The 15,293-nt window shown below is 65.8% G+C and carries 11 protein-coding genes; 5 read left to right on the forward strand and 6 right to left on the reverse strand.

From position 1 onward, the window contains the following. The 3 genes from D7V77_RS06425 to D7V77_RS43200 form a co-directional block, all read right to left on the reverse strand. On the reverse strand, positions 1-176 hold a 176-nt coding region (locus tag D7V77_RS06425; protein WP_233596729.1), incomplete at its 3' end, for a transposase. A gap of 35 nt (positions 177-211) precedes the next feature. Further along, positions 212-2,470, reverse strand: coding sequence for a hypothetical protein (locus D7V77_RS06430; RefSeq protein ID WP_120575389.1), 2,259 nt, complete (start codon positions 2,468-2,470; stop codon positions 212-214). Beyond that, positions 2,467-5,364, reverse strand: a complete 2,898-nt coding sequence (locus tag D7V77_RS43200; RefSeq protein ID WP_147452000.1) for a hypothetical protein — start codon at positions 5,362-5,364, stop codon at positions 2,467-2,469. Before D7V77_RS43200 ends, D7V77_RS06430 begins: the two co-directional genes overlap by 4 nt. Before the next feature lie 225 nt (positions 5,365-5,589). Between D7V77_RS43200 and D7V77_RS06445 the strand changes: the two genes are divergently transcribed. Both D7V77_RS06445 and D7V77_RS06450 read left to right on the forward strand, forming a co-directional pair. Next, positions 5,590-6,669 carry a ComEC/Rec2 family competence protein gene (locus D7V77_RS06445; RefSeq protein WP_147452001.1) on the forward strand — a complete coding sequence of 360 codons (1,080 nt, stop codon included), beginning with the start codon at positions 5,590-5,592 and terminating at the stop codon, positions 6,667-6,669. A gap of 113 nt (positions 6,670-6,782) precedes the next feature. Next, entirely contained in the window at positions 6,783-8,036 is a 1,254-nt protein-coding gene (locus tag D7V77_RS06450) for a polysaccharide deacetylase family protein (protein ID WP_120575393.1), read from the forward strand. A 4-nt stretch (positions 8,037-8,040) separates the two neighbouring features. On the opposite strand, the gene D7V77_RS06455 is transcribed toward D7V77_RS06450, so the two are convergent. Further along, positions 8,041-9,138, reverse strand: coding sequence for a hypothetical protein (locus D7V77_RS06455; protein WP_120575394.1), 1,098 nt, complete (start codon positions 9,136-9,138; stop codon positions 8,041-8,043). Between the two features lie 238 nt (positions 9,139-9,376). On the opposite strand from D7V77_RS06455, the gene D7V77_RS06460 reads away from it, so the two are divergent. Next, the gene (locus D7V77_RS06460) at positions 9,377-9,553 is read left to right on the forward strand and encodes an FmdB family zinc ribbon protein (RefSeq protein ID WP_120575395.1); all 177 of its coding nucleotides are present in this window, start codon (positions 9,377-9,379) and stop codon (positions 9,551-9,553) included. A gap of 58 nt (positions 9,554-9,611) precedes the next feature. Further along, positions 9,612-10,721, forward strand: a complete 1,110-nt coding sequence (locus D7V77_RS06465) for a CapA family protein (protein WP_233596725.1) — start codon at positions 9,612-9,614, stop codon at positions 10,719-10,721. A 49-nt stretch (positions 10,722-10,770) separates the two neighbouring features. Here the strand turns inward: D7V77_RS06465 and D7V77_RS06470 are convergent, their stop codons facing one another. After that, positions 10,771-11,547 (reverse strand): hypothetical protein, encoded by a 777-nt coding sequence (locus tag D7V77_RS06470; RefSeq protein WP_147452002.1) that lies wholly within the window; start codon positions 11,545-11,547, stop codon positions 10,771-10,773. A gap of 230 nt (positions 11,548-11,777) precedes the next feature. Here D7V77_RS06470 and D7V77_RS06475 point away from each other — a divergent pair, with 230 nt between their 5' ends. Beyond that, positions 11,778-13,844, forward strand: a complete 2,067-nt coding sequence (locus D7V77_RS06475; protein WP_233596726.1) for a LamG domain-containing protein — start codon at positions 11,778-11,780, stop codon at positions 13,842-13,844. Positions 13,845-13,970: 126 nt separating this feature from the next. Here D7V77_RS06475 and D7V77_RS06480 read toward each other — a convergent pair whose 3' ends face one another. Next, the gene (locus D7V77_RS06480) at positions 13,971-15,272 is read right to left on the reverse strand and encodes a serine protease (protein WP_120575398.1); all 1,302 of its coding nucleotides are present in this window, start codon (positions 15,270-15,272) and stop codon (positions 13,971-13,973) included. Positions 15,273-15,293 lie beyond the last annotated feature (21 nt).

Here is a 15,293-nt window from a genome sequence, read left to right on the forward strand (position 1 = left end):
CCAGCCAGGAACTTCTCCCGCCACTCGCTCAGCACCGCTGCCGTGACGCCCAACTCTCGGGAGAGGGCGTCGAGCTCCTCGCCCTTGAGCAGACGGAGCACGGCCTCCTTCTTCCGCTTCGCCGAGAACCGACCGCGCTCTGCCGTCCTGTCCTGCTTCTGCTTCTTCACATCCACCTCACGAGGGGGAGGCTATCCCCCAGAAAGGTGTCTCAGGAATCCCTGGGGCGGAGGAGAGTCAGCGAGTCCGTCGCCCGGTTCGTTCCGGTCTGGCAGGCCCAGATCTCCATTCGTTCCAAGCCCACGACGTGGCCCATCAGCACCGACGTGTCCAGCCACTCTTCGTTCCACAGCTGAAGCGACGGCATCTCCCCGGTCTCATGCTTCCCATGCGTGTAGATGCAAATGGTCTCAGCCTGCGCGACGGTTTGCACCAGCGCATTGGCTTGGGCCTCGTGCCCTACGAACCGGCGTTCACCCGCCAGGGATTGGGACAATGCGATATTACTGAAACCCGTGCTGCGCGGATCGAACACCCCATGTCCGGACCTCGGCGGACAGGCCGCCGGGCGAATCCGCAGCGGAAGGAGACCCGCGAGCCAGACCAGCGAGTTGAAATGGTCCATCAATCGATTGCCTTCGGGTCCCAGCGCCGCGAGCGGTAGCGCGGCCGCGGAATGAGACGGCAGCAACACCGCCCTGCGACGCCGCCCGGCAGGCAGGATGGGCCCCAGGTCAAGCTGGGCCAGCAATTGGCTGGCCCGGTCGAACTCAACCTTCTTGCGTCCCCGGGAAACCGCCCGAAGGAGCCGGCGCAACTCCGGTTTCACCTGGAGCGAGACACTCCTCGCGACCAGCTGTTCTTCGTCCATCCACACAGCGACCGCGAGCAGATCTCCCAGCTCCAGACTGAAACGTATCAACACCTGTTCTGGCGCCGAGCGCAGGATGGCTTCGAGGTCTTCGCGTTCCACTTCGCGCGCCAGGACACGATGGACCTGAGCGTAGTGGGGGTCGTGGCGCAGGAGCGCGGACTTCAACCGGATGCTTCTCTCTCCGTGGGCCTCGACCTCCGCCTGGAGGTAATGCAAGGGCACCTGAGCGGCCAGTGCGGCCGAAAGTGTCCGGACCCAATGTTCCTTGTCAGGAAAGCCGCTTTGTTCCTCGTGCGGGAGCTCGCGGGATTTCTTCAAGGTGTCGCGAAGGATCTCCCGTTGGGCGGTCAGCGCCATCCGCTCCAGAGAGCGTGCGCACCCGTCGTAGACGGCGGCACGGTGGGTATGGAGCTTCAGTTCGCGCGACAACTTCGCCGCCAATGGGTCCCTCGGCCGCCATGCATAGGCGCTGAGGTTTTCGGCGAACCGCATCCCGCTTGCATTCTCCAAATAGAGGAATGCTCCCACGCCGTCCGCCTTGTCCTGGGCGAGAATGCGCGCGCCCAGTGCCGCCGCGGATTTGAATTCCATGGCGGCCACGTCCGCGGCGAAATCCGCGATCGTCTGGGCCCGCGCCTCGATGGACCTGTCTATCCAATCCTTCAAGACGCCCAGGGCCTCATCCGGGGCGCCCGCGCGCCGCAACGCCTTGGCGTGGCGGATGCGCCATGGGGCACTTTCCAGTCGCGTCGGTCGCACCTTCCGAAGATGCTCCCTCGCCAGGGCGAGCCGTTCCGGTGCCGTCCCAGACATGGAGATCTCCGCCAACAGGATCCAACCGATGTCTTCTCGTCCGGGCTCGGGCTCCTTCACGGCCTCTCGGGCCTGTGTCTCCGCCGCCGGCAGATCGTTCTTTCGTCCCCGCGCGAGAAGTGCTTCGGCCGTCCCCAACCGCGCCCTCGCGATGACATGCTGCATCGGGCCGTTCTTGTCACGCATGGCCTTGTAGGCCCCGGAGATGGCGTGCTCGTACTCGAGAACAGCCTTGTTGATCGATCCCGCCTCCGAGAGGAGGTTGCCCAGATTGAGGTGCGCCTCCGCCAGCAGCCTCGACCCCACACGGCCGCAGCGAGCCGTGTGCGAAATGACGCTCCGGTAGAGTTGCTCGATCTCCTTGAGTATTGGTATTGCGTCTTCGTCCGGAAGCAGGCGTGCCAGCGTCCGCAGGCATACCGCCAGGGAGTTCTCGCTTTGCGCCCGGCGCATGAAGCTGGCCTGACGGGACGGAGACGACAGGGCCCTGCGAAGCAGTCCGATGGCGGAATTGATGGCGGTCCAGTCCGACAGCGCCGCGCCCAGGGTGAGTGAATGGGCCAGATCATGTCGTGCCGATGATGCCGCCGCGCCATCATCGTCATCCGAAAAGTAGCTCAGCGCTTCCCTTCGCAGGGACAAAGCTGATTCCAGATTGCCGCTCAACTCCTGGTCGCGCGCATCCTGAAGCACCCTCTGGGCCTTCCGCCCCGCAGCGGTGGACGCCATCTCCTCGTCGTATTCCATCTCCCGAGCGACCGCCTTCATTTCCTGGGGCGTCATGTCCGCACCTCCCGGGGATGGACCAACTGCCAGTCCACGTCTCCATAAGCCGCGAAGCAGAGAACCAGGGCATCGCCCTTCGCGAGAAGTTCTCGTTTGATCCGCACGAATACATCCCCCCAGCTCCGTGGGACGCCTTCGGTGGCCTCGGAGAGGTGACGGATGACGTTGGCCGCCGTTGGACAGGCATGCCGCCCGCGGATGCTCGCGATGGTGCTGAGCACTACAGCCGCCCCCAGTTGCCGGAACCGCCCCACGAAGCTCTGGTATTGAGCGGGAGGCATCGCGGTATCGCACCCCAGGAAGAGGACGATGGTCGCAGGCACCTTGTCACTGCGGACATGTGAAGCCTTGAGCTTCGCGCGCCGCAGGTATTCGTTGGCGATTTCGATGACCGGGAGCCCCGATTCTGAATCTTTATCGGTGTGGACGAGCAGGACCAGGAGGGAGGGGCCCAGTGATTGAACCTTCTGCTCCCAAGCCGCCCAGCCATCGGCGGTGTCGCTCTCTGGGAACGATTCCTTGAGGGCGCTCAGCACCTTCGCGGAGCTCCCGGGATCGCCCTTGTCAACCTTCCTGCTGTAGCCAAAGAGCGCCCCGGGTGTCAGCGCGATCTGGTTCTGCTGTTGCGTCGGACTGAGCTGGAGGCCGACATCCCCGAGCGCGGGGCTGGCCGTTCCTCGCCGCTGACGCTCGATGACCCGGGTCATGCCCCAGAAGCCGAGAGGACAGACCACCCTTTCGGCGCTCCTGCCCTGTGGGCAGACTCCAGGGCATTGACCTTCTTGAAGCGCCTGGCGTGCGTGGGGACAGATCGTCGCGTCATCCGTCGGTGATTCCCGGTCGTAGAACAGCTCCACCGGGAGGAAGGTTCCCTCGCGCGCCTCGATGACCTGGATCCGGGTCCCCTTCCGCAGCGGCTCCGGCACTCCCTCCTGGTCCATGACCTCCATCCAGAGATCACTTCCTTGCTTGGCCAGCACCCTCAGCAATCGGACCATGGCAGGGTCCTCAAGACCCGTTGGGCACTGTTCCTTGTCGGTGACTTGATCGATCTGCCCGCGAATCCCTTGCAGGGCCTTTTCCAACCCGTTCAATGAAACCCATCGGACCTCGCCATCGGCGACCGCCATGGCGCGCGGGGTCCCGGCCTCGTCGTGGTTCAAGACCAGCGTGGCGTCGAATGAACTCCGCGTCTCGAGTTCTTCCAATGTCCACGCGGGGGCCAGTTCCGGTTCCAGGCGAACGCCATCCAGGCGCGATGACTCCGGCTGCTCCGAACCCACGGGAGCTCGCAGGTTCATGGTCTGGAGAACGCGGTTGTCATGCAGGATCGCGATCCGAGCGGCGAAGCGCCCCTCCAAGCGTGGAGTGAAGTTGAACACCGCGCGCGAACTGGCCCCCTTCTTCGGAAGAACCAACGAAGTGACCTGGGGCTCAGGAAGGGGTTCCCCTCCGGAGATGTCCGCGAACACGACCATCAAGGTGTGTGCCGCCTTCTGACGGGGCAACTTTTCCGCGGGGAAGCGCTTGCGCAGGGCCTGCCCTGAGCGCAAGCGAGGCCCGATATGCACCTCGACCCGATAGGCTCGCCCGGCATCCAGGGGTCCAAAGACCGGATGCGCATCGCTGCCAGAGGGGCCCGCGAAGATGTTGGCGTGGAGGTGACGCGAAGCGCGAGCAGCGCCTGGACCTGTCGGCGTTCCCAGGGAGTCCAGCAGGTTCGCGCGGGGCTTGATGCCTGCGAGCGGAGGGGCGCTGGCGTCGCGGGCCTGCTGATTCAACAGATGCCGGAGTTCCAGCAACCAGCCAAGAAATTCAGAAGGGCTCGAGTTGAAACCCTCGTAGATGAACCGTATCACCACGTCGCTCGCCAAGGTGGGCCCATCAAGCCACCGAGCATCAATTCCCAACCACTTACTCAGGCCGGCAGGAATAGCGACAGGGCCTGAATATTTTCTCGAATCGTTCAGCAGCTCCGCCATAACCTCCACAATATCAATATTGCTAACAGACAAAGTTTCGAGGTGGGCTTCCTGCAAAAACCGTTGAGAGGAGAGGAAAAGCGGCGGCGCAGCAAGCTCCTGCAGTCCAGACGTCGCAACCGCCAAATCGAATGGTCGTCCTTGAATCAATTCAAGGAGCAGCCTATGCAGGAACGCGTTCCGCTGCTTTTCAGAAGCACGGACGACCACCACTGCATCCGCATCAAGGGCGAATCTCAGGCAGAGCGCGAAGACCATCGCGTCTTCCGTTTCAGTCTCTTCTGGCTGGATGGCGATTGCCAGGGATGCTCGGGGCAGGCCGCCGACCGGCGTTCCTCCGGAACCAGGAACCATGCTCACGTTCGCTGGCACGATCAGCAGATCGCCTTCCTTCTGCCTTCGCTCGAGAACACTCGCGACGTCGGGCAGGTGCGCCAGCAACTCGGAAAGTCGTCTTCCGGATGCACCGCCTGGCGAGATGACACGAAGAGGCCATCGGGGCAGGCGCCGAAGCCGCTCCGGCCCCGCGCGGACATGGACTGAAGCCGCCCGGACGTCCGGATGGGTCAGCAAGTCCACGCAGAAGGCCAGAATGCCGGGAGCCAGCACCGGTTGGACGATCTCGAGGCGCCACCTGTTGAAGAAGGTCCAAGCCTCCGCGAGTGTACGGACAGGGAGCTGCTGCTTACCGAGCGCTTCGCGCAAGCGCTGCTCGTCCTGCTCATGGAATCCACATGGGACCCGGTCCCCTTGAGCGAAACGACTCAGTCTTCGTGCATCGAAGTTGCCACGGACCAGATCGCGTATGTCGATCCCCTGTCCCGCGGAGAGGACCGCCAGGGTCGCCAGCGCCTGGCGAGTGATCTCACTCGAATACCTATCGACCAACTCCCGGTACAGCGTGCGCATCCTTCACCCCAGGCCCGTGCCACCCTTCGGACAGGACTGGAAACATAGGCGAAGAGGCTTGTGACTGCGTCACCCTGCCGCCACCGACCGGGCCCACCGTGACGCAATGAGAGTCGCGTCCGACCCCGCCACAAGGAGTAGGCCTGCGTCACGCGCGTGCACACCGCTCGCGGTGGAGAACATGGTTAGATGGGGGCGTCGGCAACCCAGGCCCTGGAGGTTCGGATGCTTGCCTTGGAGATGCTTCCCGCTCAAGACGGCGACTGTCTACTGCTCGAGTATGGCGCGCTGGAAACACCCCACCGGATCCTCATCGACGCGGGCCGTCCAGAGACATTCGAGCACTTGAAGGCGCGGATCGAGGCCCTTCCTCGGGCGAACCGTCATTTCGAGCTCTTCATCGTGACCCACATCGACGAGGATCACATCGCGGGAGCCATCGACCTGCTGGAGGCACGTGAATCGCTTGGGGTGACGTTTGGAGAGGTCTGGTTCAACGGATGGCAGCACCTGGAGAGTGTCTCCCGCGCTGATGACAAGCTGGGCGGTGTCGCGGGCGAAAGGCTCACTGAGTTGCTGGTCGAGCAGCGCCTTCCGTGGAACCGGCGATTCGCGTCTGGCGCCGTGGTGGTCCCCGATACGGGCCCGCTTCCCGTCCATGCCTTCCAGGGCCTGACGCTCACGGTCCTGACCCCATCCGCGAAGCGCCTGGAGCAGCTCATGCCAGAGTGGGAAGAAGCGGTGATCGAGGCAGGACTCGTTCCCGGCAGGGCCACCGCTCGGCAGCTCTCCGCCGAGGATGACCGGTTGGGCGATCCCTCCTTCGAAGCACTGCTGGAAGTGCCCTTCGAGGGCGACTCGTCGAAGCCGAATGCGAGCAGCATCTCCGTCCTCGCCGAATATCAGGGTTGCCGACTCCTATTGGGCGCGGACGCCTACCCTCAAGACCTCCTTGCGGCATTGCAGCGTCATGCGGCGCCAACGCAGCGGCTTGCTCTTCACGCGTTCAAGATTCCCCACCATGGCAGCCGGAAGAACATCCACGTAAAGCTCCTGCAGAAGCTCTCATGCACCCGATTCCTCGTCTCCACCAATGGCAGCCGCCACAAGCATCCGAACCGCGAAGCCATTGCCCGGGTCATCCAGCATGGTCGAGCGACAGAGGAGCGGGTGGAGTTGTTCTTCAACTACGAAACGGAGTTCAACAAGGTTTGGCGCAATCCCGGCTGGATGCGTGAACACCGATATACCGCCCACTTCCCGCCCGAAGGACAGCAGGGATTACGCATGGTCCTGATGCCCTGAGCATCCAGCACGCGCAGGGGCCGGGCGTTCGGCCCGTCCGCCGATGGCGCCGAACTGCAGGCGCATGCACAGGTTGTGGGTGAAGTCCTCGTGCACAAGGGGGAGCACCCACCATGGAACCCACGACCCGAGCCACCGCCCTCCTGCCCGGCCAGGTGGTCGTCTCGCTGAACTTCGACGACTGCCTGGCTTCGCAGCTCATCGCGGCCTCCGCCATGGAGGCCCGTGGCATGCGGGGGACGTTCTTCATCAACAGCAGCAGGCTGGGGCAGTCCGGTCGCCTCACGCTCGCCCAGGTGCGCACGCTCCGGGACAAGGGCCATGAGATTGGCGGCCACACGCTGACCCATCCGCACCTCACGGAACTGTCGGCGGACGCTCAGCGCAAGGAGATCTGCAACGACCGGGTCGCCCTGCTGAACGATGGCTTCCGCGTCACGTCCTTCGCCTATCCCTTCGGAGACAAGGACGCGACCACGCGGCAGATCGTCATCGACTGCAACTACAACTCCGCGAGGGAGAGCGGCGGACTGAGGACCTCCTCCACTGGAAGCAGCCCGGCCGCCGAGCCCGTGCCTCCCACGGACCCGTACGCCATCCGGACCAACGGCTCCGTGCAGGCGACCACCACGCTGACGGACCTGAAGAACTACGTGCTGCGCGCCGAGGACTCAGGCGGCGGCTGGGTGCCCATCGTCTTCCACCACATCTGCGGGCCCTGCGACCCACCGCAGACCTATTCCATCTCACCCGCCAACCTGACGGCGTTCATCGACTGGCTGGCCACCCGCGCCTCGCGAGGCACCACCGTGGCCACGATGGACGCAATCATTGGCGGAGTGCTCAAGCCCCCGGTGAGCTGGCCCCCCGCGCAGCTCTTGAAGAATCCGTCGCTCGAAGCGGACAGCAACGGCGACGGGACCCCGGACTGCTGGCAGCGCGGCGGCTTCGGGAACAACACCTTCACGTGGAACCGGACGTCGGACGCTCACGGAGGCAGCTGGGCGCAGCAGGTACGCATCACGCAGATCACCGACGGAGACCGGAAGCTCATCACCCGTCAGGACGACAGCAGCTGCACGCCCACGCCGACCACGGGACATCACTACCGGATCACCGCCTGGTACAAGGCCACCACGCAGGTGCGGTTCAAGGCGTACTACCGCACCAGCGCGGGAGCCTGGACCTACTGGTCCCAGGGGCCACTGTTGCCCCCGAAGAGCAGCTACACCTTCGCCGAGTGGACCACGCCCGCCACGCCCTCCGCGGCGAAGGCCCTCAGCGTGGGCCTGTCCATCGACCAGGTGGGCACTCTGACGATGGACGACTTCACGCTCGCCGACATGGAGGCGACCGCGTCCGTGTAGGGCCTCAGCCTTCGAGCTGCTCCGCCGTGAGGCATCCCGCCGCGAGGTCCAGATCCTCCAGCGGGATGCGCTGGATGTGTTCGCGGGGCTCGTCGACCTTGTCGCGGTACTTGTCCGAGCCGCTCTCGTAGGTGACCCAGATCTCGCCATCGATGATGTTCACGCCCTGGGCGTAGGGGTCGATGAGCCCGTTGCCGATGTCCACCCGCTTGTCGATGTCCGCCGAGAAGGTGTCCTCGGTGGACGTGAACGGCTGGTAGATGAGCTTCTTGTCGCCCGTGGTGAAGATGATGCCGCCATCGACGACGGTCATTCCCTGAGCGCGGTCCGGAGCGCGGATGGGGCCCTCGCGAGAGTCCTCGATGAGGGCGCCGGTCTTCTCGTCGATTTCGTACCGCCAGACGGCACCCGCCTTGCCATCGCCGTCCTTGCTGTAGCCACCGATGTACGCGTAGCCGTCCTTCACGGTCATGAAGCTGCCGGCGGAGACCAGGCCGATGCCCGTGGCCGGATCCGTGAGGCCTTCAGGCTTGGGGACATCCATGACCTGGGAGGGCATGGCCTCGCGGCACTCGTTCTGGGCGGCCTCGATCTCCTCGCGCGTGTAGACGTAGATGTGATCCGTGTCGGAGACATAGACGTTGTCGCCATCCGTGGAGACGCCGCCACCATGGCTGGGAGGACCCGCGGGAGGCGGGCCACCGAGCACCGCATGATGCGTCTCCTTCCCCGAGTCCTTGTCCTGCACCGACAGGAGCACCCGGTGGTCGTCGTTGTAATAGGTCGTGAGCACTTCACCGCGCCCGGCGTCGTAGCCCTGTCCCTGCGGAGTCCATCCGGCGTCCAGGTGGATGAACTCAGGGCCGGCCTTCTCCCCCTTGCTCGCCTTCGTCAGTGGCGAATCCACGCTCGCGGCAGCCGCGGCCGACGGAGTGTTCCCGTAGCCGCTGAGGTTCACGGGGCTGGACTTCGCCGCGTCCACACCGTCCTGGAAATACGGCGCGGCGGAGGGAGGAGGCGTGGGCGGAGCCGGAGGAACCGGAGGCTTCGTGACCGCGGCCTGGATCGTGGTGACGACCTGGCGGATGAGGGAGCTGATCAAGGGCCTGCCTCCAGTTGAAGGTGCTTGAGGGCATGAATCCTACACGACGGATTGGTTGCATCTCACCCGCCGGCCCGGGGGAATTGTCGGCACTCGACGACTCGGAGTTTCCACTTCCATATCCTGTAAAATGTTCCATGCAACGGGCCCGACCTGGCGCGCCGACGGCTGGCTGGCACCTCGTGACCTGCCACCTGCCGATGGTGGACCGCATCTTCCTTCAAAGGGGGAGCACGCCATGCCCATCTACGAGTTCTTCTGCCGCAAGTGCCAGGAGCCCTTCACCGCATTCATGACCATCCAGGAGCACGACGAGCGAGCACCGAAGTGCCCGCGTGGCCACGACGCAAAAGAGGTGGAGAAGCGCATCTCGTCCGCCCATGCCGTGACCACCAAGAAGTCGGCCACCTACTGAAGGACTCGGGGCACCCTGTTCTTCGTCGATGATGACTCCTGGCCAGCAAGACAAGAGGTTGGTTTCCCTCTTCCTCTGCGGCGACGTGATGACAGGCAGGGGCATTGATCAGGTGCTGCCCCACCCTGCTCCACCCGGCATCCATGAGTCCTACCTGCACGATGCCCGGGACTACGTCGCGCTCGCCGAGGAGCGCAACGGCCCCATCCGCAAGCCCGTCGGCTTCGGTGAAATCTGGGGGGACGCGCTCGCCGCGTTGGAGCACGCCGCGCCCGACGTGCGGATCATCAACCTGGAGACGAGCATCACCACGAGCGAGCAGTGGTGGCCCGACAAGGGCATCCACTACCGCATGCACCCGGAGAATGCCGAATGCCTCACGGCGGCCCGAATCAGTTGCTGCGCGATGGCGAACAACCACGTGCTGGACTGGGGCCACCCGGGGCTGGCGCAAACGCTGTCCACCCTCCGCCGTCTGGGAATCGCCACCTCGGGGATGGGTGAGGACCTGGAGGAGGCCCAGCAGCCCGCGCTCCTGGCTGTAGGGACCGGGCGGCGAGTCGTGGTGTTTTCGTGCGGAGATGTCAGCAGCGGCATTCCGCCATCGTGGGCGGCGAGGAAGGACAGACCGGGCGTGGACCTGCTGCCCGACCTGTCCCCCACCACGGCGAGGCACCTGGGCAAACGGGTGGCGGACCTCAAGCGCGAAGGCGACGTCGTCATCGCCTCCATCCACTGGGGCGAAAACTGGGGCTACACGGTGCCACGGGCGCAGCAGGACTTCGCCCATGCACTCATCGACGAGGCTGGCGTGGACGTCGTCCATGGCCACTCCTCGCACCACCCTCGCGGCATCGAGGTCCACCACGGCCGCCTCATCCTCCATGGCTGCGGCGACTTCCTGAACGACTACGAAGGCATCCTCGGCCACGAGGAATACCGACCGGACCTGGCCTTGATGTACCTGGCGTCAGTGGACCCGGCGAACGGCCGGATCGCCAGCCTGCGCATGCTCCCCATGCAGCTGCGCCAGCTCCGACCCCACCGGGCCTCGCGACGGGACGCCGAATGGTTGTGCGAAGTCCTGGGCCGCGAGGGACGCCGGCTGGCACCCCGGACGCGGGTGGAGCTGGAAGATAACGGGGCCCTCCTCCTGCAATGGGGGTGAGCTCCGGGAACAGCTGGATGACTCACGAGCCCCGGCGCCGGAGGCTTCATCACTTCGCGCAGAGGGCGAAGGTGACCGCGCTGTCGGAGAAATACTCCTCCTGGGAACCCCATGCGCCGTGGAAGGTGTGTCCCTCGACGCCCGACGTCTTGTACATGCGATAGCAGCCCGCCTCCTTCCGCGCATACGAAGTGCGGGTGCTCGCGAACACCTCCAGCGTGATGCGGTCACCGCCATCCACCGCGACCACCCCGGCGGCGTGGTAGGGGGAGGTCCCCTCCGTGTCCCACTTCATGTTGACGATGACATAGGCCTGGCTCGCGAGCGGCGCCGCATTGTCATTGCTGCCCCTGCCCTTGAGCAGGGTTTGGGCAAGGAGAACGTTTTCCAGCACGCTGTTCCCGAAGGCGGAGCCATTCTCCACGCTCTTGCTGCGCGTCGCTCCTTCCTTCGGGTCGAACAGCGACTGATGCATGATTTCCTCGGCGGTGTGCAGGCAGTCCTTGATGAACGTCGTGGAGACGTAGGGGACGTAGGTCTTGCTGCTGAACAAGGTGTCGTTCAATCCCTGCTTCCGGAACACGACGCTGTTCAACGGGGCGGCTGTCGCGAAAATCACCTGCCCACCCCAGTCATCCGGGATGAAGCAATTGCCGTTCTCCGACATCCATCCCTCCATCCCTTTCTTCAATTCCACCCGATTCATGTGGCGTCTCCTCGTGAAGTGGCCGCGGGGGCTGTCCGCCCGCGCCGGTAGCAAGGCCCGCTGATTATAGACAGGAATCCTCCACGCTCGGCGTTTGCTGGCTGGGATGTCGCGGACCACCCAACCTCATACAACACGTGCACATGCCGGGTCTGTCTACCTTACGGGCCCTGGCGTCGTGACGCTCGGGCATGGCGTGCCGTGCGTCCCAGACTGACTCGGCTGCGTCATGCCGGGACGCAAGCGGCGGGATCGCACCGCGCCCCCAGAGGAGAGGTCAGGCGCCGCGCGCTGGCGCGCTCCTTGCTCTTCGCGGCGGCGGTCCTTCCCCACCCCTGGAGCCCCCCATCATGAGACCCATGTATCAGTACGGTGCCGCCGACGTTCGCTACGGCCAGCGCATCCAACTGGGCACGTCCACCCCCATCAACAACTCTGGCACCTCGTCCTACTCCATCGGTTTCTGGGTTCGTCCTCGGACCCCTGCCTACGACGGATTGCTGCTGTCGATGGGGACGGACTGGTCCATCGGGCTTCACGGCATGCAGCTGACGCTCGACATGCCGGGCCTCAATGCGCCGCGGTGCGCGGAGGTCGAACTGCTGCCGGAGCAGTGGCAGTACATCCTGTACGTCTGGCAGTGGACCGGCACTGGCGCCGGCAACTACACGCTCTACGCGAACGGCACGCCCGTCATCGAGGGGAGTGCCACGGGAGTCATCATCACCGAAAGCGTCTTCACCCTGGGGGGCACCACCGACGCGCAGTTCTGCAACGTCGCGTTCTGGTCCACCGCGTTCACCGGCGAGGAGTGCCAGCCGGTGTGGGACGTGCCTCCGCCGGGCCCGTCACTCACCGCCTGCTACAGCTTCAGCGACGGGTCCACCGGGGACGTCTCCGGCCACAACCGCCCGGCCGCGACCTTCCAGGGCGGCGCGCACGTGACGATGCTCGCCCCCGCCCTCCGGGTCGTCAACGCGGCGGTCCAGCCTTCACCGCGAGACAACCTCACCGTGGTGGCCAACGGCGGGCCCTTCAGCGTGCAGGCGTGGTTCAACGCGGATGCCCCCTCCGACTTCCAGCTGAGCGACCGTACGCTGTTCGCGTGCCGGGACCGCGACACCCGGGATGGCATCGCCCTGGGCCTGCGGTGGGACAATGGCGTGTTCGACGTCTGCCTCAAGTCCCTGTCGGGCTCGAGCGGTGCGAGCTGGGAGCAGGGAGCGGCGCTGCCCGCGGGTGGGTGGCACCACCTGGCGATGACCTACGACGGGAGCGCCACGGTGCGGCTCTTCCTGGATGGCAACTCCATTTCGGCCATCGGCACCACGCTGCCTTCGGTGGCCAGCCCTGTCTGGGTGTTCGGCGCGGACCCCGATGCCAGTGTCGCGGGTGGGGCGGTCCACGACTTCCAGGGGCATCTGCAGGCGGTGGGCCTGTGGTCGCTGGAACTCCCCCAGAACGAACTCCAGCACTACATGTCGAGCGACCCCTCCGACGCGGACGGCTGCGTGGCGTACTACGCCTGGAACGCGCTCGGCCTGGCCAACCAGGTGACCGGCAATCCGCCGTCGTTGCTCAACACGGCGATGCCCTCGATCGTCGCCACGCCGCCCTCCGACTCCACGCCGCCGCCCGGGGCGCCGTCCACGACCACGCTGGTGGCGGTGCCTCGCCCCTCCGCGGGCCTCCAGCCCTCCGTCCGGTGGGCCACGGAGGAGGTGGCCCTCCCCGCGCAGAGCCCGCTCTCTGGCGAGCAGGTGGACGCCCTCATCGCGTCCTATGAGCAGGTGCTGGCCTCCGTGCCGGGCGCGATGAAGGACCGGCTGCGCTCACTCTTCCGCAACAACCTCCACCTGGGGTTGTCACGCGGCAACGGGCCCGGGGGCCTGCCGGTGGGCACCATCGCCGGGAAGGTCGAGGGCAAGCACTACGTCTTCTATCACCACACCGCGCAGGGCCCGGTGGAGTGCGACCGGATGGAGCTGGCGGTCGACACCGAGTGCATCGGCTGGGTCATCTCCGTGGCCTCGACCTGCGTGTGCCTGCTGCTGGCGGTGGTAGGGCTGGGCTACTCGGCGACACAGGTGGTCAAGGCCGCCAGGCCGCTCATCACGGAGAGCACTTCGCTGCTCCGGACGCTGGGGGCGGCGGCGCAGCAGGGTGCCATCGATGGCTCCACCGTCATCCGGATCATCAAGGCGCTCTACCTCGGAGGGACCCTCGGCAAGATCTTCGGGGCGGCGCTGACGGGCAGCTGGTTCACCATCGCCCTCAACTGCGCGTCGCTCATCCTGATGGTCGTCGGCCTGTTCACGACCGGTGGCGCGTACCTGGCCGTCGTGCTGGCGCAGCTCGTGCTCAACATCGCCGTGCTGATCGCCGTCATCGCCCAGAAGCCATCCAACTGCTGCTGAGCGCTCGTCACGCTCCGGCCCCCGCCAGGATGGCTGGCGGGGCGAGGATCGCCCTCGTGCTGCCGGAGTGAAGGAGCCCGGTGCGGGCGGTGACGGACGCCACCGCCCGCTTCGGTCCTTCAGGGACTACTGGACGGTGTACGCCACCGTGCCGCTGCAGCTCCCGCTGGAGTAGCAGCCGGCGCGGATCTGGTAGGTGCCCGCCGTCGTGGCCTTGAAGCTGGCGTAGGACAGCGTGCCGCAGGCGTCGTCGTTCGAGACCACCAGGGAGGTTCCGTTGTACAGGCGCAGGTACGTGTCACCCGTGCCGGTGGCGCCCGGCACCGTGCAGGTGCCGAACTTGAGGGTCTGCCCGGCGGCCAGGGTGACGTTGTGGTTGACGGTGTTCTGGTTGGCGCTGTTGGTGTTGGTGGCGGTGAAGGTGAACGTCACCGGCGTCGGGGGCGGCGGGTAGCCCGCGCACAGGCGCGTGCTGGTCGCCACGCCGCAGTACTCGTCGATGGCCGGCCGAACGTAGGTGATGTCCTCGCCGCGGCAGCCCGTCTCCGTGCAGGTGTTGACGACGCTGCAGCTCCCGCTGGTCTTGTAGTCGGTCTCGCCGCGCACCAGGATGCCGGCCACCGTGTAGCCGTTGTTCTCGTACACGCCCGAGCCCGAGTTGCCGCCGAACGTGTCCGTGGTGCCCACGAAGTAGTCCAGCGTGCCCGCGCGCGCGTCACGCACCGAGCCGCCCGAGTCGATCTTGAAGGGGATGCCGCTGCCCGAGCCGATGACCGTCACGTTGGTGCCCACGGGCAGCGCGGCGTTGCCCGCGCGAATGGGGGCGGGCGTGAAGCGCGGGGTGGCCGACCGGTCCAGCCGGACGATGGCGAAGTCCAGGTTGCGACCGCCCACCGTGGCCTGCTGGCGCGCGACAATCGCCTGACAGGAGAAGATGTCCGCGGTCGTCACCGTCTGCATGGCGCCGGCGGCGGTGCGGTAGAAGTTGAAGACGAAGCGCGTGCTGCTACAGGCCGACGCGCTGGTGATGCAGTGGCCCGCCGTGAGCACCAGGTCATCGTCGATGAGCGTGCCGGAGCAGAAGGCCGGGGTCAGGTCGTCCAGGAAGCGCTCGGAGGTGCAGAGGTTGTACGCGGAGCGCAGCGTGGACCCGTTGAAGGTGACGTTGTTGGGGTTGGTCGCGTTGAAGTCCGAAGGGTTCATCAGCGCGACGGTGGACTGCTGAGCGCGGGCGCGCAGCGTGGCGTTCGCGTGCGCGTACACGTCCGTGCGGTTGTCGGTCCCGTAGACGACGGGCTGCTTCTCCGTGCCCACGGGAGCGTTGTCGGTGGGCTCGGCCTCGGGGGCCGGACCACAGGCCACGAGGGAGAGGGTACACAGCAGCGTTCCAAGCAGCGTCCTACGGCCGGAAGTCCGGGGGATTCGCATGTGCTGAACACTCCTTGAGGG

Source organism: Corallococcus sp. CA041A, assembly GCF_003612075.1.
Lineage (GTDB): Bacteria > Myxococcota > Myxococcia > Myxococcales > Myxococcaceae > Corallococcus > Corallococcus exiguus.

Excerpts from the sequence above, each read along its gene's own strand:
- D7V77_RS43200 (WP_147452000.1), bottom strand. The coding sequence starts at position 5,364 with ATGCGCACGCTGTACCGGGAGTTGGTCGATAGGTATTCGAGTGAGATC.
- D7V77_RS06445 (WP_147452001.1), top strand. The coding sequence starts at position 5,590 with ATGCTTGCCTTGGAGATGCTTCCCGCTCAAGACGGCGACTGTCTACTG.
- D7V77_RS06475 (WP_233596726.1), top strand. The coding sequence starts at position 11,778 with ATGAGACCCATGTATCAGTACGGTGCCGCCGACGTTCGCTACGGCCAG.
- D7V77_RS06450 (WP_120575393.1), top strand. The coding sequence starts at position 6,783 with ATGGAACCCACGACCCGAGCCACCGCCCTCCTGCCCGGCCAGGTGGTC.
- D7V77_RS06430 (WP_120575389.1), bottom strand. The coding sequence starts at position 2,470 with ATGACGCCCCAGGAAATGAAGGCGGTCGCTCGGGAGATGGAATACGAC.
- D7V77_RS06460 (WP_120575395.1), top strand. The coding sequence starts at position 9,377 with ATGCCCATCTACGAGTTCTTCTGCCGCAAGTGCCAGGAGCCCTTCACC.
- D7V77_RS06480 (WP_120575398.1), bottom strand. The coding sequence starts at position 15,272 with ATGCGAATCCCCCGGACTTCCGGCCGTAGGACGCTGCTTGGAACGCTG.